The organism is Sphingomonas sp. PAMC 26621 (genome assembly GCF_000251145.1).
GTDB lineage: Bacteria > Pseudomonadota > Alphaproteobacteria > Sphingomonadales > Sphingomonadaceae > Sphingomonas.
This window is the reverse complement of the sequence record NZ_AIDW01000015.1, coordinates 86,179-111,275: the sequence shown is the minus strand read 5'-3', so window position 1 is coordinate 111,275 and position 25,097 is coordinate 86,179. Positions and strand designations below refer to the sequence as shown.

General features: G+C 66.6%; 19 protein-coding genes. 10 read left to right on the top strand and 9 right to left on the bottom strand.

The features are described from left to right. Genes RI03_RS07535 through RI03_RS07500 form a run of 8 tightly spaced genes read right to left on the bottom strand, consistent with a single transcriptional unit; the run spans position 1 to position 9,684 of the window. Complete coding sequence (locus RI03_RS07535) at positions 1–435, bottom strand: sarcosine oxidase subunit gamma (protein WP_010216325.1); 435 nt, start codon at positions 433–435, stop codon at positions 1–3. Then, positions 428–3,211, bottom strand: a complete 2,784-nt coding sequence (locus RI03_RS07530; RefSeq protein WP_010216323.1) for a 2Fe-2S iron-sulfur cluster-binding protein — start codon at positions 3,209–3,211, stop codon at positions 428–430. Before RI03_RS07530 ends, RI03_RS07535 begins: the two co-directional genes overlap by 8 nt. Then, positions 3,208–3,471, bottom strand: coding sequence for a sarcosine oxidase subunit delta (locus RI03_RS07525; RefSeq protein ID WP_010216321.1), 264 nt, complete (start codon positions 3,469–3,471; stop codon positions 3,208–3,210). Before RI03_RS07525 ends, RI03_RS07530 begins: the two co-directional genes overlap by 4 nt. Then, positions 3,471–4,727 carry a sarcosine oxidase subunit beta family protein gene (locus tag RI03_RS07520; RefSeq protein ID WP_010216319.1) on the bottom strand — a complete coding sequence of 419 codons (1,257 nt, stop codon included), beginning with the start codon at positions 4,725–4,727 and terminating at the stop codon, positions 3,471–3,473. The genes RI03_RS07525 and RI03_RS07520 overlap by 1 nt, the downstream gene beginning before the upstream one ends. After that, positions 4,724–5,884: an NAD(P)/FAD-dependent oxidoreductase gene (locus RI03_RS07515; protein WP_026046536.1), complete on the bottom strand. Its 1,161-nt coding sequence runs from the start codon at positions 5,882–5,884 to the stop codon at positions 4,724–4,726. Before RI03_RS07515 ends, RI03_RS07520 begins: the two co-directional genes overlap by 4 nt. After that, positions 5,877–7,289, bottom strand: a complete 1,413-nt coding sequence (locus tag RI03_RS07510) for an NAD(P)/FAD-dependent oxidoreductase (protein WP_010216315.1) — start codon at positions 7,287–7,289, stop codon at positions 5,877–5,879. The genes RI03_RS07515 and RI03_RS07510 overlap by 8 nt, the downstream gene beginning before the upstream one ends. Further along, the gene (locus RI03_RS07505) at positions 7,286–8,536 is read right to left on the bottom strand and encodes an aminotransferase class I/II-fold pyridoxal phosphate-dependent enzyme (RefSeq protein ID WP_010216313.1); all 1,251 of its coding nucleotides are present in this window, start codon (positions 8,534–8,536) and stop codon (positions 7,286–7,288) included. Before RI03_RS07505 ends, RI03_RS07510 begins: the two co-directional genes overlap by 4 nt. Further along, a complete protein-coding gene (locus RI03_RS07500; protein ID WP_010216311.1) occupies positions 8,533–9,684 on the bottom strand; it encodes an aromatic ring-hydroxylating oxygenase subunit alpha in 1,152 nt (383 codons plus the stop codon). The genes RI03_RS07505 and RI03_RS07500 overlap by 4 nt, the downstream gene beginning before the upstream one ends. 301 nt (positions 9,685–9,985) lie before the next feature. On the opposite strand from RI03_RS07500, the gene RI03_RS07495 reads away from it, so the two are divergent. The 3 genes from RI03_RS07495 to RI03_RS07485 all read left to right on the top strand — a co-directional run bounded on the left by RI03_RS07495 (position 9,986) and on the right by RI03_RS07485 (position 16,589). After that, the gene (locus RI03_RS07495; RefSeq protein WP_010163220.1) at positions 9,986–10,864 is read left to right on the top strand and encodes a LysR substrate-binding domain-containing protein; all 879 of its coding nucleotides are present in this window, start codon (positions 9,986–9,988) and stop codon (positions 10,862–10,864) included. Between the two features lie 43 nt (positions 10,865–10,907). Further along, the gene (locus RI03_RS07490; protein ID WP_010216309.1) at positions 10,908–13,244 is read left to right on the top strand and encodes a transketolase; all 2,337 of its coding nucleotides are present in this window, start codon (positions 10,908–10,910) and stop codon (positions 13,242–13,244) included. A gap of 231 nt (positions 13,245–13,475) precedes the next feature. Continuing rightward, a complete protein-coding gene (locus RI03_RS07485; protein WP_010216306.1) occupies positions 13,476–16,589 on the top strand; it encodes a helicase-related protein in 3,114 nt (1,037 codons plus the stop codon). A 78-nt stretch (positions 16,590–16,667) separates the two neighbouring features. On the opposite strand, the gene RI03_RS07480 is transcribed toward RI03_RS07485, so the two are convergent. Continuing rightward, positions 16,668–18,002, bottom strand: a complete 1,335-nt coding sequence (locus RI03_RS07480; RefSeq protein ID WP_010163217.1) for an MFS transporter — start codon at positions 18,000–18,002, stop codon at positions 16,668–16,670. A gap of 125 nt (positions 18,003–18,127) precedes the next feature. Here RI03_RS07480 and cyoA point away from each other — a divergent pair, with 125 nt between their 5' ends. Genes cyoA through RI03_RS07445 form a run of 7 tightly spaced genes read left to right on the top strand, consistent with a single transcriptional unit; the run spans position 18,128 to position 24,811 of the window. After that, a complete protein-coding gene (gene cyoA, locus RI03_RS07475; protein WP_443208550.1) occupies positions 18,128–19,234 on the top strand; it encodes a ubiquinol oxidase subunit II in 1,107 nt (368 codons plus the stop codon). 12 nt (positions 19,235–19,246) lie between these two features. Further along, positions 19,247–21,253: a cytochrome o ubiquinol oxidase subunit I gene (cyoB, locus tag RI03_RS07470; protein WP_010216302.1), complete on the top strand. Its 2,007-nt coding sequence runs from the start codon at positions 19,247–19,249 to the stop codon at positions 21,251–21,253. Continuing rightward, positions 21,250–21,873: a cytochrome o ubiquinol oxidase subunit III gene (cyoC, locus tag RI03_RS07465; protein WP_010216300.1), complete on the top strand. Its 624-nt coding sequence runs from the start codon at positions 21,250–21,252 to the stop codon at positions 21,871–21,873. Before cyoB ends, cyoC begins: the two co-directional genes overlap by 4 nt. After that, the gene (cyoD, locus tag RI03_RS07460; protein WP_010163211.1) at positions 21,870–22,280 is read left to right on the top strand and encodes a cytochrome o ubiquinol oxidase subunit IV; all 411 of its coding nucleotides are present in this window, start codon (positions 21,870–21,872) and stop codon (positions 22,278–22,280) included. Before cyoC ends, cyoD begins: the two co-directional genes overlap by 4 nt. Further along, a complete protein-coding gene (locus tag RI03_RS07455; protein ID WP_010216298.1) occupies positions 22,277–22,978 on the top strand; it encodes an SURF1 family protein in 702 nt (233 codons plus the stop codon). Before cyoD ends, RI03_RS07455 begins: the two co-directional genes overlap by 4 nt. Then, positions 22,975–24,288, top strand: a complete 1,314-nt coding sequence (locus RI03_RS07450) for an ATP-binding protein (RefSeq protein ID WP_010216296.1) — start codon at positions 22,975–22,977, stop codon at positions 24,286–24,288. The genes RI03_RS07455 and RI03_RS07450 overlap by 4 nt, the downstream gene beginning before the upstream one ends. After that, a complete protein-coding gene (locus tag RI03_RS07445; protein WP_010216294.1) occupies positions 24,278–24,811 on the top strand; it encodes a response regulator transcription factor in 534 nt (177 codons plus the stop codon). The genes RI03_RS07450 and RI03_RS07445 overlap by 11 nt, the downstream gene beginning before the upstream one ends. Positions 24,812–25,097: the final 286 nt, after the last annotated feature.

Here is a 25,097-nt window from a genome sequence, read left to right as displayed (position 1 = left end):
TCACTTCCCCCCGGTGGCTCCATGCCAGAGCGCTTCCAATGTCTGCGCATAGCTGGCGGCGCAATAGACCTCGCATCCCGCCTCGCTCGTGACAAGCACGGTTACCGCGACATGATGCAGCACGGTCCGCGCGACCGCACCCGGCGGCAGGGCGTGCGCGCCGGTATCGAGGAACCCGCTGACGCTCAGCAGGTCACGCCAGCCGGGTCCGGACAGCGTCGCGCGGACGAAGCCGCCGCCAATGGCGGTGCAGGCCCCACGATCCGCGATCACCTCGGCGATTTCAGCGGCGTGCGGTCCGGCGTCGATCAGCCACCAGCGGTTCGGCTCGACCTGAACTGCGCGAGCGCCGGGGAATATTGGCAAGATGCCGTCCCACAGGTCGACCGCAACGATGTCCCGCGCGGGCGCAAAGGCGACGTGCGCATCAATCACGATAACGCGCTCCTTCGGGATCGTGGAACACGGGCGCGACGACCGTGACCGTCGCGCGCAAGCCACGGGTCGGCGACGTCGCGACCAGCGTGTCGCCAAGCCGCGCCGCACCGCTGGCGAGCAACCCGATGGCGACCGATCCGGCCTCCAGCACGCGCGGCCCCGCCGAGGTCACGTGCCCTTGCGCCGCACCGCCTTCCGCCGCCACCAGCATCGCGCCTTCGGGGATCGGCGAGTCGGACGTCAGCCCGACGAGCTGCAGCCGGTCTGCGGCATGAAGCGCCGGCCGCATCAGCCCCTGCGCGCCGACGAACCCACCCGCCTTGCGCAGCATCCGCCCCAACCCCAGGTCGCCCGGCGTGGTGCGCCCATCGGCTTCCGCGCCGACCACGACGTGCCCCTTTTCGATCCGAAGAAATTCGAGCGCTTCCAGTCCGTACGGACATCCGCCCGCCCCGCGCACCGCCGCCTCCAGCGCATCCCACACCGGCCCCGCGTCATGCGCCGCGGCATAGATTTCGAACGCGCGCTCGCCGCTATAACTCGCGGCCAGCACCAGCACGGCCACGCCAGCGATCACCCCGCGCGCCAGCCCCATGTGCGCGGGCGGCGTGATCCCCGTGACGACGCGCAGTAGCCGCGCCGCCTGCGGGCCCGCCAGCGCGATCCCGGCGAAATGCTCCTGCTGCATCACCACCGATACGCGCAGTTGCGGCGCGAGCACGCGGTGGACGTAGCTCAGATGCGCCTCCATCCGGTCAGCCCCGCCGGTCGAACTCGTCAGCAGATACTCGGTCTCGCCCAGCCGCCAGACGGTGCCGTCGTCCAGCACCATGCCGTCCTCGCGCAGCATGAAGGTATAGCGCCCCCGCCCGACCGCCAGCTTGGCGATCCCCGTAGCGCAGACCAGTTCGAGCAGAGCCGCCGCATCCGGCCCCTTCACGGCGAATTTGGCGAGCGTCGAGACATCGACGATCCCCGCCGTCGTCCGCACCGCGCGCGCCTCGCGCATCGCCGCTGCATGGAGCGTCTCGCCCGCCACCGGATACGCGCGCGGGCGATGCCACAGCCCGAGCGGCTGCCAGATCGGCGCGAGCCGCTGGTGGCAGTCCCACAGCGCCAGCCGTCGTGCGGGCGCGGCGTGGCCACCGCCATCCGCCCCCGCCAGCGCAGCCAGCGTCAGCGGCGTATACGGCGGGCGGAACGTCGTAAGCCCGGCCTGCGGGATCGTGACGCCGCCGGTCTGCGCCAGCCGCGCGAGCGCCGCCATGTTGCTCGTCTTGCCCTGGTCGGTCGCCATGCCGAGCGTGGTGTACCGCTTGAGATGCTCGACCGAGCGATAGCCCTCGGTCCACGCGAGATCGACGTCGGCGGCGGTCACGTCGTTCTGGAAATCGACGAAACTATGCTTGGGATCGGAGAGTTCGGCGGTCGTTGCCGCGATCGGCGGGATATCGCCCGCTGCCGCACCGACGCTGGTTACCGCTTGCGGGGACGCGCCGGGGACGAACGCCTGCAGGTCCTCGCGCCAGTCCAGCGTGCCGCCCGCCTGGCTGTGGAGATGGACGGCAGGGGTGAAACCGCCCGACACGGCGAGCAGGTCCGCCTCGAAGCGCTGCGTCCTGCCGCCGATGCTTGCGACGACAGCCGTAAGCCCGCGCGCGCCGCCATGGGCTTGGACGACGTGCGCGTCGGTAAAGGACGCTGCATCCCCACCCGCCGGACACGATTCCCGACTGTCGAGGATCGCCACCATCTCGCCGCCGGCGGCGCGAACCGCATCGGCAGTTGCATAGGCATCATCATTGTTGGTCGCGATCACCACGCGCTGCCCCGGGAGCACGTCGAACCGTTCGATATAGCTGCGGACCGCTTGCGACAGCATCACGCCCGGGCGGTCGTTCCCGGCGAAGGTCAGCGGCCGTTCGATCGCGCCGGTCGCCAGCACGATCCTGCGCGCGCGGACATGCCACAGGCGCTGCACGGGCTCGCCGATCGCAGGTGGCTGGCCGGGTTCGACGAGGCGTTCGGCAAGCGTGGCAAAGCCGTGGTCCCACAAGCCCGACGCGGTGGTGCGCGTGAGGACGCGCAGATTTTCCGTCCGTGCTCCTGCAAAGGCAGGGGCCCAGGGGACCGAGCGCTGCGTGTGTGACTCTGGATTCCCGCTTTCGCGGGAAAGCAGATGTGGGCCGCGATCCTGCTCCACCAGCATCACCCGCTCGCCCGCCACAAGCGCAGCTCGCGCCGCCGCGACACCGGCGGCACCGCCCCCGACAACCAGCAGATCGCAAAACGCCGAGCGATGCTCGTAGCGATCTGGGTCCGCCAGCGTCGGGGCCTTGCCCAGCCCGGCGGCCCGCCGAATGAACCGCTCATACACCATCCACCGCGACGGCGGCCCGAAGAAGGTCTTGTAGTAGAACCCCGCCCCCAAAAACCGTGCAAACAGGTCGTTGACCGCGCCGAGATCGACCGCCAGCGAGGGCCACGCATTCTGGCTCCGCGCGACCAGCCCATCATAGACATAGACGTCGGTTGCGCGCGTGTTGGGCTCCGTCCGCCCGCCCTCGCCGACCGTCACCAGCGCGTTCGGTTCCTCGACCCCCGCCGCCATGATGCCGCGCGAACGGTGATATTTGAAGCTCCGCCCGACCAGCATCACCCCGTTCGCGAGCAACGCCGCAGCGAGCGTATCGCCCTCGCGCGCGAGCATCGCGTGGCCGTCAAAGCTGAAGCGCAGCGTCCCCTGCGCGCCGCCGATCCGCCGGCCACTCATGGCAGCAGCGCCGGGTCATAGGCGACGACCAAAGCAATCGCGTGGCTCCGCCGGTGCCGCCGCAGCACGATCCATTGCCGACAGCCGTAAGCATGCCGCCACAGCTCGTCATCCAGCCCGACCGGATTGGCCCGCGCATATAGCCGGGCAACCGCCACCTCCGGCGGCATGCCGGGCGTCACGATCGAATCGAGCGTGCGCTCATAGACGAACTCGACCTGCGCGCGTTCGCCGCAATGGGGACAGTCGATCAGCAGCATCAGCGCAATTGCGGCATGAAGCCGACCCCCGCCTCGTCGATCGTCGCCCCGCGCGCGAAGCGATCCAGCGCGAATGGTGCGGCGAGCGGATGGCTCGTCCCCGTCGCGAGCAGATGCGCGTAGCACCAGCCCGACCCCGGCGTCGCCTTGAACCCGCCGTAACACCAGCCGCCGTTGAGATAGAGCCCGTCGACCGGCAGCGGCGAGAGGATCGGCGATCCGTCGAAGCTCATGTCGGTCGTCCCCGACCAGCACCGCACCATCCGCAACCGCGACAGCGCGGGCACCAGCGCGATCGCCTCCGCCGCCGCTTTCTCGAGCCGGACCGGCAGCCCGCGCTGCGCATAGCTCGGGAACTGGTCGGGATCGCCGCCGAGCACGATCCCGCCCTTGTCCGACTGGCTGATGTAACAATGCAGCGATTGCGACATGACAACGGTATCGATCATCGGCTTGACCGGTTCGGTCACGAACGCCTGCAGGGTATGCGCCTCGATCGGCAGCGTGAGCCCGGCCAGCGCCGCCACCCGCCCGCTGCTTCCCGCGACGCAGATGCCGACCCGCCCCGCCCCGATCTGCCCGCGCGTGGTTTCCACGCCAGTCACGCGACCGCCCGCTAGGGTGAAGCCGGTGACCTCGCACTGCTGGATCACATCGACCCCGAGCGCATCCGCAGCGCGCGCATAGCCCCAGGCGACCGCGTCGTGCCGGGCAGTCCCGCCGCGACGCTGGATCAGCCCGCCGTGGATCGGGAAGCGCGCGCCCTCCGACATATCGAGAAACGGCACGAGCTTGCGCACATCGTCGCGCGACAGCAGGTCCGCGTCGATCCCCGAACAGCGCAGCGCGTCTCCCCGCTGCGCCAGCTGCGTCATGTCGCCATCGGAATGGCCGAGGAACAGCGCGCCGCGCGGGCTGAACATGACGTTGTAGTTGAGCTCGTCGCTCATCCCCTCCCACAGCCCGAGCGCGAAATCGAACAGGTCGTGGAGCGGCTTCTGCCGATAGTTGGAGCGCACGATCGTCGTATTGCGCCCGGTGTTGCCGCCGCCGATCCACCCGCGCTCGAGCACCGCGACATTGCGGATGCCGTGGACCTTGGCGAGATAATAGGCCGTCGACAGGCCGTGCCCGCCCCCGCCGATCACGATGACGTCATAGTCGCGTTTCGGTTCCGGATCGCGCCACGCCCGCTCCCAGCCGCGCTGCCCGGTCAACCCCGCCTTGAGCAAAGCGAGCGCCGAATAGCGCTTCACGCCGCCTGCTCCAGCGCCCAGCCGCGCCGCGCGCGCCAGTCGGGTTCGAGGGTCGCGAACCGCGCGAGGCCCAGCTTGCCGATATCGGCGAACGAACACACCCCGTCGAGCACCAGATCGCGGATCGCATGACCGCTCGCGGGCGACAGGCCGAAGCCGACCCCGGACATCGTCGCGACGGTGACATTTCCCGGATCGGCGGGGCGATCGAGGATTGGTCGCCCGTCGGGGGTATTCTCGACGATCCCCGCCCACGACCGGATCACGCCGAGACCGGCAGCGCGCGGAAACATCTCCGCCACGCGCCGCGCAAGGTTGCGCACCAGCGGCGAGGTCGGCCGCGCGGATGGCCCGGCGGGATCGGTCGCCAGCCATTCATGCGGTCCGCCCCCGAAGGCGAGATTGCCGCGCAGCGTCTGGCGACCGTACAGCCCGTTCCCGTCGACCCCACCGATCGCCATCAGCGGCGCGGGCTCGGTCACGATCATTTCCGCGCGCGCGGCGGCGAGCGGAAACCGGATTCCGATCGGCGCGACCAAGGCCTCCGCCTGCGGCCCCGCCGCGACGACCAGCGCATCGCATGCGATCGTTCCGCGCGGCGTCACCACCGCACTGGCGCGTCCGCCCCGCGTCTCGATCGACACCGCCGGACAATGTTGCAGGATCTGTCCGCCAAGATCCTGCAACGCCCAGGCATAAGCCTGCACCGTCCGCTGCGGATTGGCATGGCCGCCGAAGCGCAGATGGATCCCGCCGAGGCAGGTATGATCGGTCAGCGGCACCATCGCCTGCGCCTGCGCCGAATCCAGATCGTCGACGCGGTAGCCCATCGCGTTGCACATCCGCCCGACCGCACGATAATGCTCAAGCAGGTCGGGATCGCGCTGGATGATGATCCGCTCGCGCCGGTATTCGGTCGGATAGCCGAGCAGCTCGTCCATCTGCGGCCACAACCGCTGTTCTTCGGCGAACAACGGGCTCTGGTAATGCGACGCGCCGCCGCCGTTCCGGCCCGACGCTTCCCAGCCGACGACGCCCTTGTCGAGCACCACGACATCGACCCCCGCGCGCGCCAGCCACCACGCCGCGCTCAGCCCCGTCACGCCAGCGCCGATCACGACGACGGAAGCATGACGCGGCATGTCGCGCTCAGACATGCAGCGTCCCGCCTAGTCCGGTGACATGTCCGGCCTCCTCGGGCGTGCCGATTACGGCGTATGGCGTCCACTGCGTCGGGATCCCGAACCAGACGTCCCATCCCGCCGTCATCCCGGCGTCTTCGTTCCAGTCGGCGAGCACGCTCAGCGGCACCGGGCGGACCGGCGCGCGGAAGCTCGCGACCGGGACTTCAGACGGCTGAACGCCTTGTTCCGCCGCAAGCAGGCAGCGTACCTGCTCGCGACAGCGCCGCCCCTGGCACGGCCCCATGCCAGCGCGCGTGAGACGCTTGATCTGGTCGGGGTGCGCGGGACCATCCGCCAGCAGCGTCGCCAGCGATCGGGTCGCCAGCCGCGCGGGGCGGTCGAGGTAGCGCGGCGGCTGGACGCCGAGCAGATCGGCGCGGGCGACCGCCTCGCACTGGCAGACGATCGTCTCGGCGGTCGCATGACGGCCAAGCGCGGTAGACCATTCGAGCAGCCGTTCGTCGCTGGGCGACACTACGGTCGCGCTATCGCCCACGAGCTGCACCAGCCCGTTTGCGACCGTCCCCGCCGCCTCGATCAGTTCGGTCGCGGGCGTCACGCCAATCGCCAAGACGATCGTATCGCACGCCAGCACCGTAGGTTCGCCGACCCCGTCGAGCGGGGCGAGCGTCACGCGCTCAACCCCGTCAATCCCGCCATCGGTCGCCGCAATCGTGTGCGCGAGGAACACCGGCACCCCGAGCGCCTCGGCCAGCGCCGGATCGCCCTCGATCCGTTCCGCGACCTCGACGATCCCGGCAACCTCGATCCCGCGCTCCAGCGCCATCCGAGCAGTCTGAAGCGCCAGATCGCCCGATCCGACGATCGCGATCCGCCGGCTCGCCAGCGCATCGTAGCGGGTCAACAGCGCGGCAAATCCCTGCGCCCCCATCACGCCGGGCTGGTCCCACCCCGGAAACGCCATTGCGATATCGCGCGCGCCGGTCGCGAGCACCAGTCGCCGGAAACCCACCATCCGCGACGCCTCGGCATCCGCGATCCCGAGCAGCGGCCCCGGCAACGCACGCAGGGCGGCATTTGGAACGTACAGGCCCCAGGCGACCGCCCCGAGCCGCACATCGACCCCGGCATCGAACGCCGCCTCCAATTCGGGATTGGCGCGGAACAGCTGTTCGATCAGTCGGTCGGGGTGATGCACCGCCGCGGTCGCGCGACCGCCGAAGAACAGCGGCACGTCGTTCCCGATCATCGCGCCCGCAACCGGGTTCTCGTCGATCAGCAGCACGCTCGCGCCACTCAGCGCTGCGCGGATCGCGGTGGTCGTGCCAGCCCGACCCGCGCCGACCACGATCAGGTCGAACTGTTCGTCGGGCGCGGGGATCTTGCCGTCGATGGCGTGGGGGTCGAGGATTTTCATATCGCGTCCAGCGCTTGGGAAAGGTCGGCGATCAGGTCGTCGACATGTTCGATCCCGACCGACAGCCGCAGCGTGGCGGGCGTGATCCCGCCCGCTGCGCGTTCTTCGGGGCTGATCGCATAATGTGTCGTCGTCGCGGGATGCGTGATGAGCGTCTCGGACCCGCCGAGGCTGACCGCGAAGCGCAGCAATTCGAGCCGGTCGAGAAAGCGGAACGCTTCCGCCTCACCGCCAACGACCGCGAAGGAAAAGGTCGAACCCGCCGCCTTGCATTGCCTGTCGTACACCGCGCGAGCGGGCGTACCGTCGGCAAGGAAACCGAGATAGGTGAGGCTCGCCACCTTGGGATGGTCGCGCAGGACCTCGGCAAGCCGACGCGCATTGTCCATCGACCGCTCGACCCGCAGGTGCACCGTCTCCATCGAGCGCAGCATCAGCCAGCACGTATAGGGGTCGAGATGGCTCCCAAGCGTGGTGCGCAACAGCCGCAGCGGCGCGACCAGCGCTTCGCGCCCGGTGACACCACCTGCCAGCAAGTCGCTGTGTCCGCCGCAATATTTGGTGAGACTCGTCATGCAGAGATCGGCGCCGAGATCGATCGGTCGCTGCATCATCGGCCCGAGCAGCGTGTTGTCGATCACGACGACCGGGCGCGTCCCCGTCCGCGCGCCGACCGTATCGGCGATCTCGACCAGCAGTGCGATGTCGACCATCGCCGCGGTCGGGTTGGCGGGCGTTTCGCCGACGATCAGCTTGAGCGGCCCCGCCGCCAGTGCCGCCTCGACCGCCGACATCACGTCCGCGCGATCACAGCCGTCGGTGAAGCTCGCGTGATGCACCCCGAAGCCCGGCAGCAACCCGGTGTAGAGCCCGTTGGTCCCGCCATAGATCGGCCGCCCGAACACCACGCTGTCGCCCGGTCGCAGATGCGCGAGCGCGATCGCGCTGTGCGTCGCCATCCCGCTGTTGAACACCGCCGCGCCTTCCGCGCCGTCGAGCGCGGCGAGCCGTTCCTCGACCATGTCGAGATTGGGATGGCTGAGGCGCGCATAAATGTGCCCCGCGCCGCCGACTTCCGGCCCCGTGCCATCGAAATAGGCTTCGTGAATGTCCTTCGCCTGCCGCGCGGAGGCATAGGCGAAGGTCGACGTCATATAGATCGGGGGTTTCGCTGCATTGGCGGCACCCGCCGGATCATATCCCGCACGGACCGCGAGCGTTTCGGAGCGCCAGCGCGGCCCAGTCATACCGGGACCCGCGCAAGATATTCGCTCGCCCGCGCGCAATACCAGTCGACGAAGCGCAGCGTCAGCGATTCCGCGGTCGGGCTGTACGGCCCCGGCGTATAGCCCGGCGACCACACACCGACCTGATTATCCTCGGCGAACGCCTTGTCCTGGAGGTTGGTCTGCGTCCACAGATGCGTCAGTTCGTCGATGTCGTAATCGACCCCCTCGACCGCATCCTCATGCACTAGCCAGGTCGAGACGACGTGGGTTTCCCCCGGAGATACCGGCATCGCATTGAACGCGAACGTATAGTCGCTGGTCGAATGGCAGAAGTTGTTGGGCTCGACCGCCCAGCGGAGCGACCCCGCATCGCCCCCACCCGCCTCGACCATCAGCTTCTTGACCGCGAACTGACCCGAGGTCGTCATCGCGACATTACCATCGTTGAGCGCGAAGCGGACCGCCTGCCACCAGTCCTCGCCCACCGGCCCCGTTGGGAGCCCGATCGCTTCCATCCGCTCCGTGAACAGGCGCGCGGCGGCGGCCTCCAGATCGAAATATTGCGCAGCGCCGACCGGGAAGGTCCGCGCCAGCTCGGGGTGACCGCTCGCGCAATGGTAGCATTCGCGGCCATTTTCGACGACCAGCTTCCAATTGGCATATTCGACCAGCACGGATTTGTGCGCGACCTTGGCGCGCTCCAGATTGTGCGGTTCGAGCAAAGGCGTCAGATCACGCCGCAAGATACTGATATCCGGCGGAACCAGTGCCAGCGACACGAAGATAGCGCCCGCGATCGTCTCCAGATGCACCGGCTTCAACCGGTAAGCAGTCTTGTCGAAATCGTCCGGCATCCGCCCCGCCGCGAGCAGCCGCCCGTCGAGCCCGTAGCTCCATCGGTGATACGGACAGGTCAGCCGCGGCGCGTGCCCCGCGCCCGGCTTGCACAGGATCGATCCGCGGTGGCGGCAGCTGTTGTGGAAGGCGCGCAACGCCCCGTCGCGCCCGCGCACCACGATCACCGGCCAACGCCCGACCATGAACGACAGATAGTCGCCCGGCTGCTTCACTTCGGCGGTGAAACCGGCGAGCAGCCACGACGTGCCGAAGATCGCGGCGAGATCGAAATCGAAGGCGTCGGCGCTAAGATACAGGTCCTGCGGCAACGAATGCCCGGCGCGGCGCGACCCAACCCATGATGCAACACCTGAAAGGTCCACGCGCTCGTGCTCCTGCCCCGTACGCAGGGTGTGACATGCGGGGACCACCCCCGGAAAATTCCATTTGCGCATACACCCATGCGAAAACCGCGACGAACCGCGCCGCCGGTCCGGCGAACCGGCCATGCTCTTGCATTCAGGCGTGGAACCGGATTGATACCCGCCATACAGCGCGTCGCAGTCATTTGGGGAATGGGCCATCGCCAAGTCGAAGATCATCAACCGTCGCTGGCTCCCGCTCAACGCATTGCGCGCCTTCGACGCGGTCGGGCAACAGATGAGCTTCACCGCGGGGGCGCAGGCGCTCAACGTCTCGCAAAGCGCCGTCAGCCGGCACATCATCAGCCTAGAGGAACTGTTGGGGCAGAAGCTGTTCGACCGTTCGGGCCAGCGCCTCGTGCTGACCGCGGCGGGCGCGGCGCTGCTCCCTGAGGTACGGCGATCGTTCGACCTGCTGGAACAGACGATGAATGCGGTAAGCCACGATCCGTTGAGCGGCCGCCCGATCCGGATCCACATCCCGCCATCGCTGCTGCAACAGGTGGTGATGCCGATGATCCGCGCGTTTCATCGCGACTATCCTGACGTGCGGATCGACATTTCGAGTTCCCCGGTGACGGGGATGCCGACCACCGAGACCGACATGGCGATCGTGTTCGACCGGCCGAACATCGACGACCGCATTACCGACCTGTTGTGGCTGGTCCGAGTCGCGCCGGTCTGTTCCCCCGCCGTGGCAGCGGCCAACACGGGCAAGTCGCTCGAGCAGTTCCTGTCGGACAACGACCTCCTGCACGTGACCCTCGACGGCGAGGTGCGCGGGCTGCTGTGGAGCAGCTTCGCACGCAGCAGCGGGATCGAGCTCAACACCAATCGCGGGCTCGCGTTCGACACGCTGTCGCTGGCAGCGACCTATGCGATGCAGTCGGGTGGGATCGCGCTTGCCGACATCGCGATGTTCGCGCCCGAGATCGCGGCGGGCAAGCTTGTCGTGCCGCATGACACGATGGTCGACGACGGGTTCGGCTATTATCTCAAATTGCGCGCGGACGATCTCGACGATCCAACGATCAGCCTGTTCCGAAGCTGGCTGATCGCGCAATTCGCGGCGCGGCAGACGGGCTGAATTTTCCGGTCGCATCCGTCGCGAGACGCGCTATTTGGTTGCAATGGAAACGATCGCTCCCAGCCCCGACGCCGAAACCATCGCGATTCTCGAGACGATCGAGACGCGGCTGCGCTGGCTGTCGTCCTGGACGATCCACAACGCCAATCACCTCCGCGAGAGCCGCGACGGGTTGAAGGTCGGCGGGCATCAGGCGAGCTGCGCGTCGATTACCGCGATCATGACCGCGCTGTACTTTGGCGCGCTCCGCCCGAACGACAAGGTCGCGGTCAAGCCGCACGCCGGGCCGGTGCTCCACGCGATTCATTACATGATGGGCCAGCAATCGCTCGACGCGCTCCAGCGCTATCGCGGGCTGGGCGGCGCGCAGAGCTATCCCAGCCGGACCAAGGATTCGATCCCCGTCGACTTCTCGACCGGGTCGGTCGGGCTCGGGGTCGCGATCACCGCCTTTGCGAGCCTGATCCAGGATTATCTGATCGCGCACGGCGACCTCGCCGAGGCGGACGCCGGGCGGATGATCGCGCTGATGGGCGATGCCGAACTCGACGAGGGCAATATCTACGAATGCCTGATCGAAACGTATAAGCACGACATCCGCAATTGCTGGTGGATCGTCGACTACAACCGTCAGTCGCTCGACAGCACGACTGCGGACCGGATGTTCCGGCGCTTCGACGACATTTTCGAAACCTGCGGCTGGCGCGTCGAGACGCTCAAGCACGGCAAGCTCCAGCGCGCCGCGTTCGCGCGCGACGGCGGACAGGCGATTGCCGACTGGATCGACGCCTGCCCGAATGCGGAATTCGCCGCGCTGACCTATCAGGGCGGGGCCGCCTGGCGCACTCGGCTGCACGCGGACCTGGCAGGTGCGGGCGAAAGCCTCGCGCTGATCGACACGTTTGACGACGATGCGCTGGCGGCGTTGATGACCAACCTCGGCGGGCACTGCATCGAGACGCTGCTCGACGCCTTCGCGCGGTGTGACGACGACGTGCCGACGCTGTTCATCGCCTATACGATCAAGGGCTACGGCCTCCCCTTCGCGGGTCACAAGGACAATCATTCGGGGCTGATGAACCCCGGCCAGATCCACGCACTGCGCGACCGTCTCGGCATCGCCGAGGGCGACGAATGGGCGCCTTACGGTGGCCTCGGCGACAATGTCGCGGCGCAGGTGCGTTCGGTGGTCGAACACAGCGCGCTGGCGAACGCGCGTCCCGTTCCCGCCACCCCCGCGATCCCGCTGCCCGACGCGCTCCCCGCCCCCGAGGGCGCGGAATGGTCGACCCAGGCAGCGTTCGGGCGGATCCTGCTCGATCTCGCCAAAAGCGGGCACCCGGTCGCGGACCGGATCGTAACGACCTCGCCCGATGTGACCGTCTCGACCAACCTCGGCGCGTTCGTCAACCAGCGCGGGCTGTTCCGGCGGCAGGAACTTGCGGACGTGTTTTCGGCTGCCCGCATTCCGACCGCGCAGAAGTGGGCGGGCCACGGCGCGGGGCAGCATATCGAACTCGGCATCGCCGAGAACAATCTGTTCCTGATGCTCGCCGCGCTTGGTCTTGCGGCACCGCTGTTCGGCACCCGGCTGATGCCGATCGGAACGGTCTACGACCCGTTCATCGCGCGCGGGCTCGATGCGCTCAATTACGCCTGTTACCAGGATGCGCGCTTCCTGCTGGTGGCGACTCCCTCGGGGCTGACCCTCGGGCCGGAGGGCGGCGCGCACCAGTCGATCAACTCGCCGCTGATCGGAATCGGGCAACCGGGGCTTACCTATTTCGAGCCAGCCTTCGCCGATGAACTCGCGCTGATGATGCACCGGGCGTTCGAGCAAATTCAGGCCGACGACGGCGGATCTACCTATCTGCGGCTGTCCACCCGCACGATCCCGCAGGTCACGCGCACGGATGATCGATGGAAGGCGGATGCGCTCGAGGGCGGCTATTGGCTGGTCGAACCGGGCGGCGCGCGCGATGTCGCGATCGTCTTCACCGGTGCGGTGACGCCCGAGGTGCTCGAAGCGCATGCCGCCCTCGCCGACGACGTTCCGGGCCTTGGCTTGCTGATGGTGACGTCGCCCGACCTGCTGCACCGCGGTTTTTCCGCCCGCCACGCGCAACGCTGGACCGGGGACACGCGCGCGGCGTGCCACGCCGAGACCCTACTCGACCGGCTCGCGCCTAGTGCCGGGCTGGTAACGGTGATCGACGGCGCGCCGTCGACGCTGTCGTGGCTCGGCGGGGTGCGCGGGATGCGCGTCAGCCCGCTCGGGACCGACCGGTTCGGGCAGACTGGCGACCTGCCGGACCTTTACCGGCTCTACCGGCTCGACGCCGAGGCGATCGTCGATGCGGTAGCGGAATTGCTGCTGTAGGGCGCTTTGCCGAAGGGGGACGACGTCCCGTCAGGCTTGCTCTGGATCAGCGCAAAATTCCCCCCTTGGAAATGGTTCTAAAAGCGGCCCGCGCGTTTCCTCGAGTCCTGTAACCGACGCGAAGGACACTCCGCTGGAAAGCATTGCCGGACCAATCCGGGTCGTTCTGCAAGACACGGCCCCAAGCATGACCCCTGAAGCGCGTGGCGCGCGAGAAAACGGGGGGGCAGCATGACCGTCGCGTTTCTCGCAACCCGGATTGCCGAAGCCCTGCGCGACGACGATCTCGTCTTCATCGCCAATGACGACCAGCAGGCCGACGCGTTGGCCTGCGCGCTTGCAGCAATCGTCGACCGTAGCCGCGTCTTCTTCCTCCCGTCGAGCGACACGCTCCCGGGCGATGTCGCCCCCGCCTCCCCCGCCAACGCCGGGCGGCGAGTGGCGACGCTCCATGCGCTGCGGGTCGCGCAGACTCGAGCGAAGCGCGACGCGATCGCACTGATCCTCAGCGGTGAAGCGGCGGCGCGACGGTACCCCGCCGCGGAACAGTTCGACCGCGCGCCCCCGACGCTTGCGATCGGCGACGCGATCGATCTCGAAGCATTCGCACCGATGGTTGCAGACCTCGGCTACGTCACCGACGACCGCGTCGACGAGCCGGGCGAAGTTGCGGTCCGTGGCGAAGTGATCGACATTTTTCCGGCCGACGCGGTCCGCCCCGCGCGAATCGATGTCGTCGACGGAAAGATCGCAGCGATCCGCTGCTTCGATCCCGCGACGCAACGCACGCTCGAGCCGCTCGATACGCTCGAAATCGGACGTGCCGCCGAACCGCCGCTGGGTGACCCGGTCGCGATCCTCGCGCATCTGCAGCCGGGCCGGATCGTGCTGGCGGACAAGGCCGACAGCCGTCGGGCCCGGTTCGTCAAGCTCGCCGGCGACGTCGCCGCTCGCGGCACCGGCAAGATCGACGCGATCGACGACGACCAGTGGCACGCCGCGCTGGATGGCTGGACGCCCCTGTCGTTCGACGACGCGGCGGCCGACGTCGCCCGCTTCGCGGAGGTGAAGGCGCCGCTTGCCAAGCTGGTGCGCTTCACCAAACCGCTGCTCGCCGATCATGCCTTGGTGCTGGCGGGGAGCAAACGCGACATCCGGTTCCTGCGCGCGCGGATCGGGCAACGGCTCGGGGTCGAGTTCGTCGACCATGACACGTGGGACTCGCTCCGCGATCTCACCCCCGGAATGGCCGCGACCGTGACAATGCCGGTCGACTGCGGGTTCGTCGATGACAAGCGAGTCGTGATCGCCGCTGCCGACCTGCTCGGCAGCCGTGCGTTGCTTGATGACGCGCAACCCGGCTCGGCGAACCCGCTTGCAGGCGGCGCGGAGATCCGGATCGGCGATGTCGTGGTGCATGAGGATCATGGCGTCGGAACGGTCCTCGGGCTCGAAGCGGCACCCCGTGCCGAGGCGACGTCGGGCGAGATGATCGTGCTCGAATATGCCGGCGGCGCGCGGCGGCTGGTCGAGGTTGACGATGCCGACCGCCTGTGGCGCTATGGCGCGGATGCGGAGGCGGTGACGCTCGACAAGCTCGACGGTTCGTCCTGGCTCAAGCGGCGCGGTGACATCGACGCGGCGATCGCCGAAAGCGCACGCGGGCTGACCGAGCTTGCTGCCACGCGCGCAACGTTGAAAGCGCCGGTCCTCACCCCCGATCCTGCCGCCTACGAACGTTTCGCGAACGGTTTTCCGTTCAACGAAACCGCGGACCAGACCCGCGCCATCGCGGCAGTCCGGCAGGATCTCGCGCACGGCACCCCGATGGATCGGCTCGTCGTCGGTGATGTCGGGTACGGCAAGACCGAGGTCGCGCTGCGCGCTGCGGCGATCGCAGCGCTCGCGGGCTATCAGGTCGTGGTCGCCGCGCCGACCACGGTGCTGGTCCGGCAGCATCTCGAGAGTTTCCGACGCCGCTTCGAAGCGGCGGGGATTGCGGTCGAGGGCTTGTCCCGCCTGTCGAGCGCAGCGGAAAAGAAAGCGGTCAAGGCCGGGCTTGCCGACGGGTCGATCCAGATCGTGATCGGGACCGGCGCGGTGATGGCGAAGGGCGTCAGCTACCCGAAGCTCGGGCTCGTCATCATCGACGAGGAACAGCGCTTCGGCGCGGCGGACAAGGCGCGGTTGCGCGGATCGGGCGAGGTCCATCTGCTGACGCTGTCGGCAACGCCGATCCCACGGACGCTCCAGATGGCGCTGGTCGGGTTGCAGCAGATCTCGATCATCGCGACTCCGCCGGCACGTCGCCAGCCGATCCGCACCAGCCTCGACCACTATGACGACGTCCGGATCCGTACCGCACTCTTGCGCGAGAAGGGGCGCGGCGGACAAAGCTTCGTCGTCGTCCCGCGGATCGAGGACATGGCGAGCGTCGGCGAGAAGCTCCGGCGCGCTGCACCCGACCTCAAGATCGTCGAGGCGCACGGCAAGATGCCTGCCGCCGACATCGACTCGGTGATGGTCGCGTTCTCCGAGGGCGACGGTGACGTGTTGCTCGCCACCAATATCATCGAGGCGGGGCTCGACGTGCCGCGCGCGAACACGATGGTGGTGTGGCGCGCGGACCGCTTTGGGCTGGCGCAATTGCATCAGTTGCGGGGTCGGGTCGGGCGCGGCAACCGGCGTGGGCAGGTCGTACTGCTCACCGACTCGGATCACGCAATCGCGGAGCGGACGTTCAAGCGACTGCGTACGCTGGCCACTTTCGACCGGCTCGGCGCCGGGTTCGACATCAGCGCGCAGGATCTCGACATGCGCGGCGCGGGCGATCTGCTTGGCGAGACGCAGGCGGGGCATACCAAGCTGATCGGGATTGACCTGTACCAGCATTTGCTGAGCGGTGCGCTGCGAAAGGCGCAAGGCGAGGATGTCGAGCGCTGGACGCCCGAACTGCATCTCGGCCCGGCCGGTGGTTTCCCGGCGGACTGGATCCCCGAGGATGACGTGCGGCTGTCGCTCTACATCCGGCTCAGCCGGATCTCAGACGGCTCGATGCTTGATGAATTCGAGGATGAGCTGGTCGACCGGTTCGGTGCGCTCCCGGTCGATGCATCGGCCTTGCTGGCGCGGGCGCGCGTCCGGTTGCTGGCGCGTGATGCGCGGGTGGAGCGGATCGACGCTGGCGACAAAGCAATCGCGCTAACGCCGCGGCGCGACTTTGCGGCGGATACGGCGGAAGCTGGACTGGTCGAGAAGAACGGTCGGTTCCTGCTCGCGGAACCAACCGATGAAGGCACCCGGACCGAACGGGTCCAGACCCTGCTGGAGGAACTGGTCGCCTGACATGTCAGGTCGGGGCGGTACCAGTGGCACATTGCGCCATCGGTACGGCCCCGCCCTTCGCAGGCGTGCCAGCGGCTTTTACGAGATCCGCCGACCGAGTTCCTTGTTGACCCCAAGCGCGATCAACGTCGCCAGCGCGCCCGACAGGAGATAGGCACCTGCCGCCAGCAGACCGAAGTTGCTTGCCAGCAGGAGTGCGACGAGCGGCGCGAACCCCGCGCCGACCAGCCACGCCAGATCCGACGTCAGCGCAGCCCCGGTGTACCGCCGCGTGCTGCCGAAGTTCGCGGCGACCGCCCCCGACGACTGGCCGAACGCCACGCCGAGGAGCGCGAAGCCGACCAGCACGAACGCCATTTCGCCGGCATATCCAGCGCTTAGCAACTGCGGTGCGAAGCCACTGAACGCCGCGATCCCGGCTGCGGTCACGCCGAGCAGGTAGCGCCGCCCGACCCGATCCGCGATCAGGCCAGACGCGATAACGCCGACCACGCCGACGATGCCGCCGAGGATCTCGATCGACAGGAACCGTTCCGGCTTCTGGTTCGTAAAGAGATGCACCCAGGACAGCGGAAACACGGTGACCATGTGGAACAGCGCAAAGCTCGCCAGCGGCGCGAACGCTCCGATCACGATGTTGCGCCAATCGCTGCGGATCGTCTCGAGCACATGCGACGGCTCGAGTTCGCGGCTTTCGAAAAGGGCTTCGTAATGCGGCGTCGACACCATGCGGAGACGGGCGAAGAGAGCCACGACGTTGATCGCAAAGGCGACGAAGAACGGATAGCGCCAGCCCCAGTCGAGGAAATCGGCGGGCGACAAGGTGCTGAGGAAGAAAGCGAACAATGCGCTCGCCACGATCAGGCCGAGCGGCGCACCGAGCTGCGGGATCATCGCATACCAGCCGCGCTTGTTCTCGGGCGCATTGAGCGCGAGCAGCGAGGCGAGGCCGTCCCATGCGCCACCCAGCGCAATACCCTGGCCGATGCGGAAGATCGCGAGCAGCACGATCGCCCAGGCACCGATCGTCTCATACCCGGGCAAGAACGCGACCGCGGCGGTCGATCCGCCCAGCATGAACAGGGCGATCGTCAGCTTGGTGCCACGGCCGAGCACCTGATCGACCGCGAGGAAGATCATCGACCCGATCGGACGGGCGATGAACGCCAGCGCAAAGATGCCGAAGGAGTACAGAGTGCCCGTCAGGCGATCCGCGAACGGAAAGATCAGCGCCGGGAACACCAGCACCGATGCGATCGCATAGACGAAGAAGTCAAAGAATTCGGACGTACGCCCGATGACGACGCCGATTGCGATCTCGTTCGGGTCGACATGGCCATCGCCATGCCCGTGCCGGGCGTTAATCGCCCGCGCATCGCGCTCGGCGGTGTGGGAGGCGGTTTGTGCTGTCATCGTTCGCGTCTTCCTGGACCGTGGGACGTCGGTCGTTGTTTGACCGTATGCCTTATACCACGGCTTTAGGGCATTGGACAAAATGTCCAATGTCGCAGCGCAGCATCTGTGTATAGCGCGCCCCCATGGCATCCCTCCGACTCCCCCCGATTCCCCGCCGCCCGATTCGTCACTTGCTGGCCGCGGGTTCGCTCACGCTGCTGCTTGGCGGATGCAACATGGTCGTCATGAACCCGGCCGGCGACGTTGCATTGCAGCAACGCGATCTGGTGATCTTCGCCACCGCGCTGATGCTGCTGATCGTCGTTCCGGTCATCGGGCTCGTTGGCCTGTTCGCATATCGTTACCGGTCGACCAACGAGGACGCGACGTATGAACCCGACTGGGATCACTCGTCGCAACTCGAGCTGCTGATCTGGGCGGCACCGCTGCTGATCGTCATCTGCCTTGGCGCGGTGACCTGGACCGGCACCCATCTGCTCGACCCGTACCGCCCGATTGCCCGCCTTTCCGCCGGCAAGCCGCTGGTCGCGAACGTCAAGCCGCTCGAGGTCGAAGTCATCGCGCTCGATTGGAAGTGGCTGTTCGTCTATCCGCAATATGGCGTTGCGACGGTCAACGAGCTGGCCGCACCGGTCGATCGCCCGATCCATTTCCGCATCAGTTCGTCCTCGGTGATGAACGCGTTCTACGTCCCCACTCTCGCCGGCATGATTTACGCGATGCCGTCGATGGAGACGCAGCTCAACGCGGTGATCAACAAGCCGGGCAATTACGAGGGTTTCTCGTCCAACTATTCGGGCGCGGGCTTCTCGGGAATGCGGTTCCGCTTCCACGGGCTGAGCGAGGGCGATTTCAACGCCTGGATCTCGCGCAACAAGGCGGCCGGTGGAAACCTGACGCGCGCTGATTATCTAAAGCTCGAGAAACCATCGGAGAAGGTTCCTGTCATGCGGTTCGCGAACGTCGATCCCGGTATCTTCAGCGCGGTCGTCAACCAGTGCATCCGCCCCGGCACGACCTGCATGAGCGACATGATGAAGAAAGACATGCAGGACAGCGCGGCGATGGAAGGCATGCCCAATAGCGGTCACGCCGAAGGCAAACGCAACTCGTCCCCGCTGACGACGCGCGACGCCGGTCAGGCACCGCCGAAAAGCCCGTCCGACATTCCGCAACGCGGACCTTCGGCTCCCGATGAGTCCAATACGCCCAAGCAGCGCCCCCTCTAAATGGCCAGTACCATGCAAGCTTCACCCCTCAACGTCAGTCCGATCCTCGGCCGCTTCACGCTTGAGTCGCTCCCGCTTCACGAACCGATCGTCGTCGCCACCTTCTGTGGCGTCGCGCTCGGCGGGATCGCGCTGCTGTCGGCACTCACCTACTTCAAACTGTGGGGCTACCTCTGGAAGGAGTGGTTCACCAGCGTCGATCACAAGAAGATCGGCATCATGTACATGATCCTCGGGATCGTGATGCTGCTCCGCGGCTTCTCGGACGCGATCATGATGCGCGCCCAGCAGGCGATGGCCTTCAACGGGTCCGAAGGCTATCTCAACGCGCACCACTATGACCAGGTGTTCACCGCGCACGGTGTCATCATGATCTTCTTCGTCGCGATGCCATTCGTGACGGGTCTGATGAACTACGTCGTCCCGCTCCAGATCGGTGCGCGCGACGTGTCCTTCCCGTTCCTCAACAATTTCAGCTTCTGGATGACGACCGCAGGCGCGGTGATCATCATGATGAGCCTGTTCGTCGGCGAGTTCGCGCAGACCGGCTGGCTCGCCATGCCGCCGCTGTCGGGCATCGGGTTCAGCCCGGGCGTCGGCGTCGACTATTACATCTGGTCGCTCCAGATCGCGGGTGTCGGCACGCTGCTGTCGGGCGTCAACCTGATCGCCACCATCGTAAAGATGCGCGCGCCGGGCATGACCATGATGAAGATGCCGATCTTCTGCTGGACCGCACTCTGCACCAACATCCTGATCGTCGCAGCTTTCCCCGTCCTCACCGCAGTGCTGGCACTGCTCAGCCTGGACCGTTACGCCGACACCGCGTTCTTTACGAACACGCTCGGCGGCAACCCGATGATGTACGTCAACCTGATCTGGATCTGGGGTCACCCGGAAGTCTACATCCTGATTCTCCCGATGTTCGGCGTGTTCAGCGAGGTCACCTCGACCTTCTCGGGCAAGCGGATCTTCGGCTACACCTCGATGGTGTATGCGACCATGGTCATCACCCTGCTCGCCTACCTCGTCTGGCTGCACCACTTCTTCACCATGGGGTCGGGCGCGAGCGTCAACTCGTTCTTCGGCATCACCACGATGATCATCTCGATCCCGACGGGCGCGAAGATCTTCAACTGGCTGTTTACTATGTACCGTGGCCGGGTGCGCTTCGAACTGCCGATGATGTGGACGATCGCGTTTATGATCACCTTCACGATCGGCGGCATGACCGGCGTCCTGCTCGCGGTGCCGCCGGCCGACTTCGTGCTCCACAACTCGCTGTTCCTCGTGGCGCATTTCCACAACGTCATCATCGGCGGCGTGGTGTTCGGGGCCTTCGCCGGGATCAACTACTGGTTTCCCAAGGCGTTCGGGTTCAAGCTCAACGAGTTCTGGGGCAAGGTGTCGTTCTGGTGCTGGGTCGTGGGCTTCTACCTCGCGTTCATGCCGCTCTACGTGCTCGGCCTGATGGGCGTCACCCGTCGCCTGCGCACCTTCGATGACCCGAGCCTGCAGATCTGGTTCATCATCGCAGGGATCGGTGCCCTCCTCGTCGCTGCCGGCATTGCCGCCATGCTCCTCCAGTTCGCGGTCAGCATCCGCGATCGCGAGAAGCTGCGCGACACCACCGGTGACCCGTGGAACGGCCGTACGCTCGAGTGGGCAACGTCGTCGCCGCCGCCAGATTACAACTTCGCCTTCACGCCCGTCATTCACCAGGGCGATGCATGGGCCGACATGAAGGCACGTGGCTACGAGCGTCCGACGACCGGTTACAAGGACATCCACATGCCCTCGAATACCGGTTCGGGTGTCATTCTTGCCGGTCTGTGCGTGGCCTTCGGCGTCGGCATGATCTGGTACGTCTGGTGGCTCGCGGCGGTCAGCTTCGTTGCTATCCTCGGCGTCGCGATCGGCCATACGTTCATCTACAAGCGCGACTTCTACATTCCTGCGGCGACCGTTACCGCCAAGGAAGAAGCCCGCACCGCGGCCCTCGCGGAGGTAAAGGCATGAGCACGTCTTCGTCCGATTACGACATCGACACGTTCCACCTCGCCGAGGAGCCGCATCACGCAGAGGGGTCGAGCACGATGCTCGGCTTCTGGCTCTACCTGATGAGCGACTGCCTGATCTTTGCGATGCTGTTCGCGACCTACGGCGTGCTGGGGACCAGCTACGCCGGCGGTCCGGGGCCGAAGCAGCTGTTCGAGCTGCCGCTGGTCGCGGTCAATACGTCGATGCTGCTGTTCTCGTCGATCACCTACGGCTTTGCGATGCTGTCGATGGTCAACAAGAAGGTCGGCGCGACTCAGGCATGGCTCGCGGTGACGGCAGCGTTCGGGATCGCGTTCATCAGCATCGAGCTGTACGAGTTCGCAAACCTGATCCACGAAGGCGCGACGCCACAGCGCAGTGCGTTCCTCTCGTCGTTCTTCACGCTGGTCGCAACGCACGGGCTCCACGTCACCTTCGGGCTGGTCTGGCTGTTCACGCTGATGGTGCAGATCCAGGTCAAGGGCCTGATCCCCGCCAACCAGCGTCGCCTGATGTGCCTCAGCCTGTTCTGGCACTTCCTCGACGTCATCTGGATTGGCGTCTTCACCTTCGTCTATCTCATGGGAATGCTGCGATGAGCGCCGACCTCCACCACGCCGCGCACGACGCCCACCACGGCGCGCCCCACGGCAACGGCCATCACGACGATCTCGCGCACGAGGAGTCGCACGGCTCGTACAAGAGCTACGGGATCGGTTTCGGCCTGTCGGTGATCCTCACCGCGATCCCGTTCTGGCTGGTGATGACGCGCACGCTGACCAACCAGGCGACCGCGCTGATCATCATGGCGTTCGCCGCGGTGCAGATGGTCGTCCATATGATCTTCTTCCTGCACATGAACCGGCGTGCCGAAGGCGGCTGGTCGATGATGGCGTTGATCTTCACAATCGTCATCGTCGGGATCGCGCTAAGCGGGTCGCTGTGGGTGATGTATCACATGAACGCGAACATGATGCCCGCCCAAGACATGAGCCAGATGGGGTGAGCACCCCGCGCCGTCGCGTCGTGCGGGGCGCGGTTACGATAGTCTGGCTCGCGGTCATCGCCGCGCTGCTCGGTCTCGGTACATGGCAGGTCCAGCGCCGCGCGTGGAAGCTGGACCTGATCGCGCGGGTCGACGCGCGGGTCCACGCCGCGCCGGTCGCGGCACCGGCCACCGCCGGCAAGGACGACGCCTACCGCCGGGTGCGTGTTACCGGCGATTATCTCTCGGGGCGGGATACGTTCGTCCAGGCCTCGACCGAGCGCGGTCCCGGTTTTTGGGCGATCTCGCCGCTGCGCCGCGGCGACGGATCGATCGTCCTGATCAATCGCGGCTACGTCCCCGCCCGCGCGGCGCTCCCACCGGTGGCGGGCACGACGACGGTCACCGGGCTGCTCCGCCTGACCGAGCTAGGCGGCGGCTTCCTGCGCAGCAACGTCCCGGCAACCGACCGCTGGTATTCGCGCGACGTCGCCGCAATCGCCACACGACGCGCGGTCTCGCCCGCCCTGCCCTATTTCATCGACGCCGATGACAGCGACACCCGCCCCGGTGCGCCCGTCGGCGGTCTTACGGTGATCCATTTTCCCAACAGCCACCTTGCGTATGCCGTGACATGGTACATTCTTGCCCTCATGAGCATCGCCGGTTTGATCTACTGGATCCGCGTCGAGCGGCAGCGGCACACCCCCGCCGCGTGAGCCGCGCGATCGCCAGCCTGCGCGGTCTCCCCGCGCTGCAGACCGCTGGCCATGCGAACATGCTGCAACTCGTCGAACTCCGCTGGATGGCGGTGGCGGGACAGCTCGGCACGATCCTGCTGACTCACGTGGTCTTCGGCATCCGCCTGCCGATGATGGCGATGCTGAGCGTGCTGACCGGACTCGTCATCCTCAATGCCGGAAGCCTGTTGCGGCTGCGGCTCGACCGCCCGATCACCAACGGAGCGTTGTTCGGCGGGCTGCTGCTCGACGTGCTGGCGCTCAGCGCGCAACTGTATCTGAGCGGGGGCGCGACCAACCCGTTCGTCTCGCTGTTCCTGCTGCAGGTCGTGCTCGGATCGGTGCTGCTGGCGAGCTGGTCGGCATGGACGATCGTCGCCGCGACCAGCCTGTCGTTCGCCGTCCTCACCGCCTTCTACCAGCCGATCACGCTGCCCGCCGGGTTCGACCGCTCGCTGTTCGCGTTGCACGTGCAGGGCATGTGGGTCTGTTTCGCGTTGGTCGCGGTGCTGCTGGTGGCCTTCGTCGGGCGGATCAACGCGAATTTGCGGGCGCAGGACAATCGGCTTGCCAATGTCGAACGCCACGCCGTCGAGGAAGAACATATCGTCCGGATCGGCATGCTCGCCTCGGGTGCGGCGCACGAGCTTGGCACGCCACTGTCCTCGCTGTCGGTGATCCTCGGCGACTGGCGGCGCAGCCGATTGCTCGCGCAACACCCCGACCTGCTCAACGACATCGAGGAGATGCAGGCCGAGGTGCAGCGCTGCAAGGCGATCGTCACGAGCATCCTGCTGTCCTCGGGCGACGCGCGCGGCGAACAGTCCGCCGCGACGACGGTGCGCTCCTTTGTCGACCGCGTCGTCGCCGACTGGATCGCGGCGCGCAGCTTCGCGCATGCGATCTACACCGACCAGTTCGGCGAGGACGTGCCGATCGTGTCGGACGTCGTCCTGCAACAGGCTGTCTTCAACATGCTCGACAATGCCGCGGAATATTCGCCGCAGCGGGTCGAGATCGCGCTGACCCGCGACGACGACGACGTCGTGCTGACGGTCCGCGACGCCGGGCCCGGGTTCGCCGCGCATCAACTCGCGAGCATCGGCAAGCCATACAACAGCACCAAGCCCGAGCTCGGTCGTGGCATGGGGCTGTTTCTCGCGAGCAACGTCGCGCGCAAGCTCGATGGATCGCTGACCGCGCGGAACCAGCCCCGCAGCGGCGCGGAGGTGACGTTCCGCCTGCCGCTCGCCGCGATCGCGCTGGGAGGAGAGGACGATGGCGAGTAACCCGCTGCTGCTGATCATCGAGGATGACGCTGCCTTCGCACGCACGCTGCAACGCTCGTTCCAGCGGCGGGATTACGAGGTCGTGCTCGCCGAGGGGCCGGGCGACCTCCCCGCCTTGCTCGCCGAGCGCACGCCCGATTACGCCGTGGTCGATCTCAAGCTTGCGAACAGTTCGGGGCTCGCCTGTGTCGAGACGCTGCGCGCGCACGATCCGGACACGGTGATCGTCGTGCTGACCGGCTATGCGAGCATCACCACCGCGGTACAGGCGATCAAGCTCGGCGCGACCTCCTATATCGCCAAGCCCGCCAACACCGACGATATCGAACGCGCGTTCGGGATGGCGCTGGGCGACGCGGACGCACCAATCGGCGACCGACAGACTTCGCTAAAGACGATCGAATGGGAACGGATCAACGAAACGCTGGCAGCTACGGGCTTCAACGTATCGGAAACCGCGCGGCGCCTCGGTATGCATCGCCGGACGCTGGCACGAAAGCTCGAGAAGCGCCGGATCGTATAGGACGGTCCACGATTCATCGATCGTTAAAAGTATGCGCGTAGATGATCCATCTGGTGACGTTACCGGCGTCAGGATAAACAACGCCAGACCGTCCGCTTCGGCCTAGACACTTTTGCGACAACAAAAAGCGAACCGTCGCAGTAAAGACTAAGTATTAATAAATACACAACATACTAAAATAGATATTACGGCATAGTTTTGGAACTATTCGTCGTATCAAATCATTTTTCACAACGATGGCACATACTGCCACAGGCGTCCTCGCCCTGTCCCGATACGCAATTCG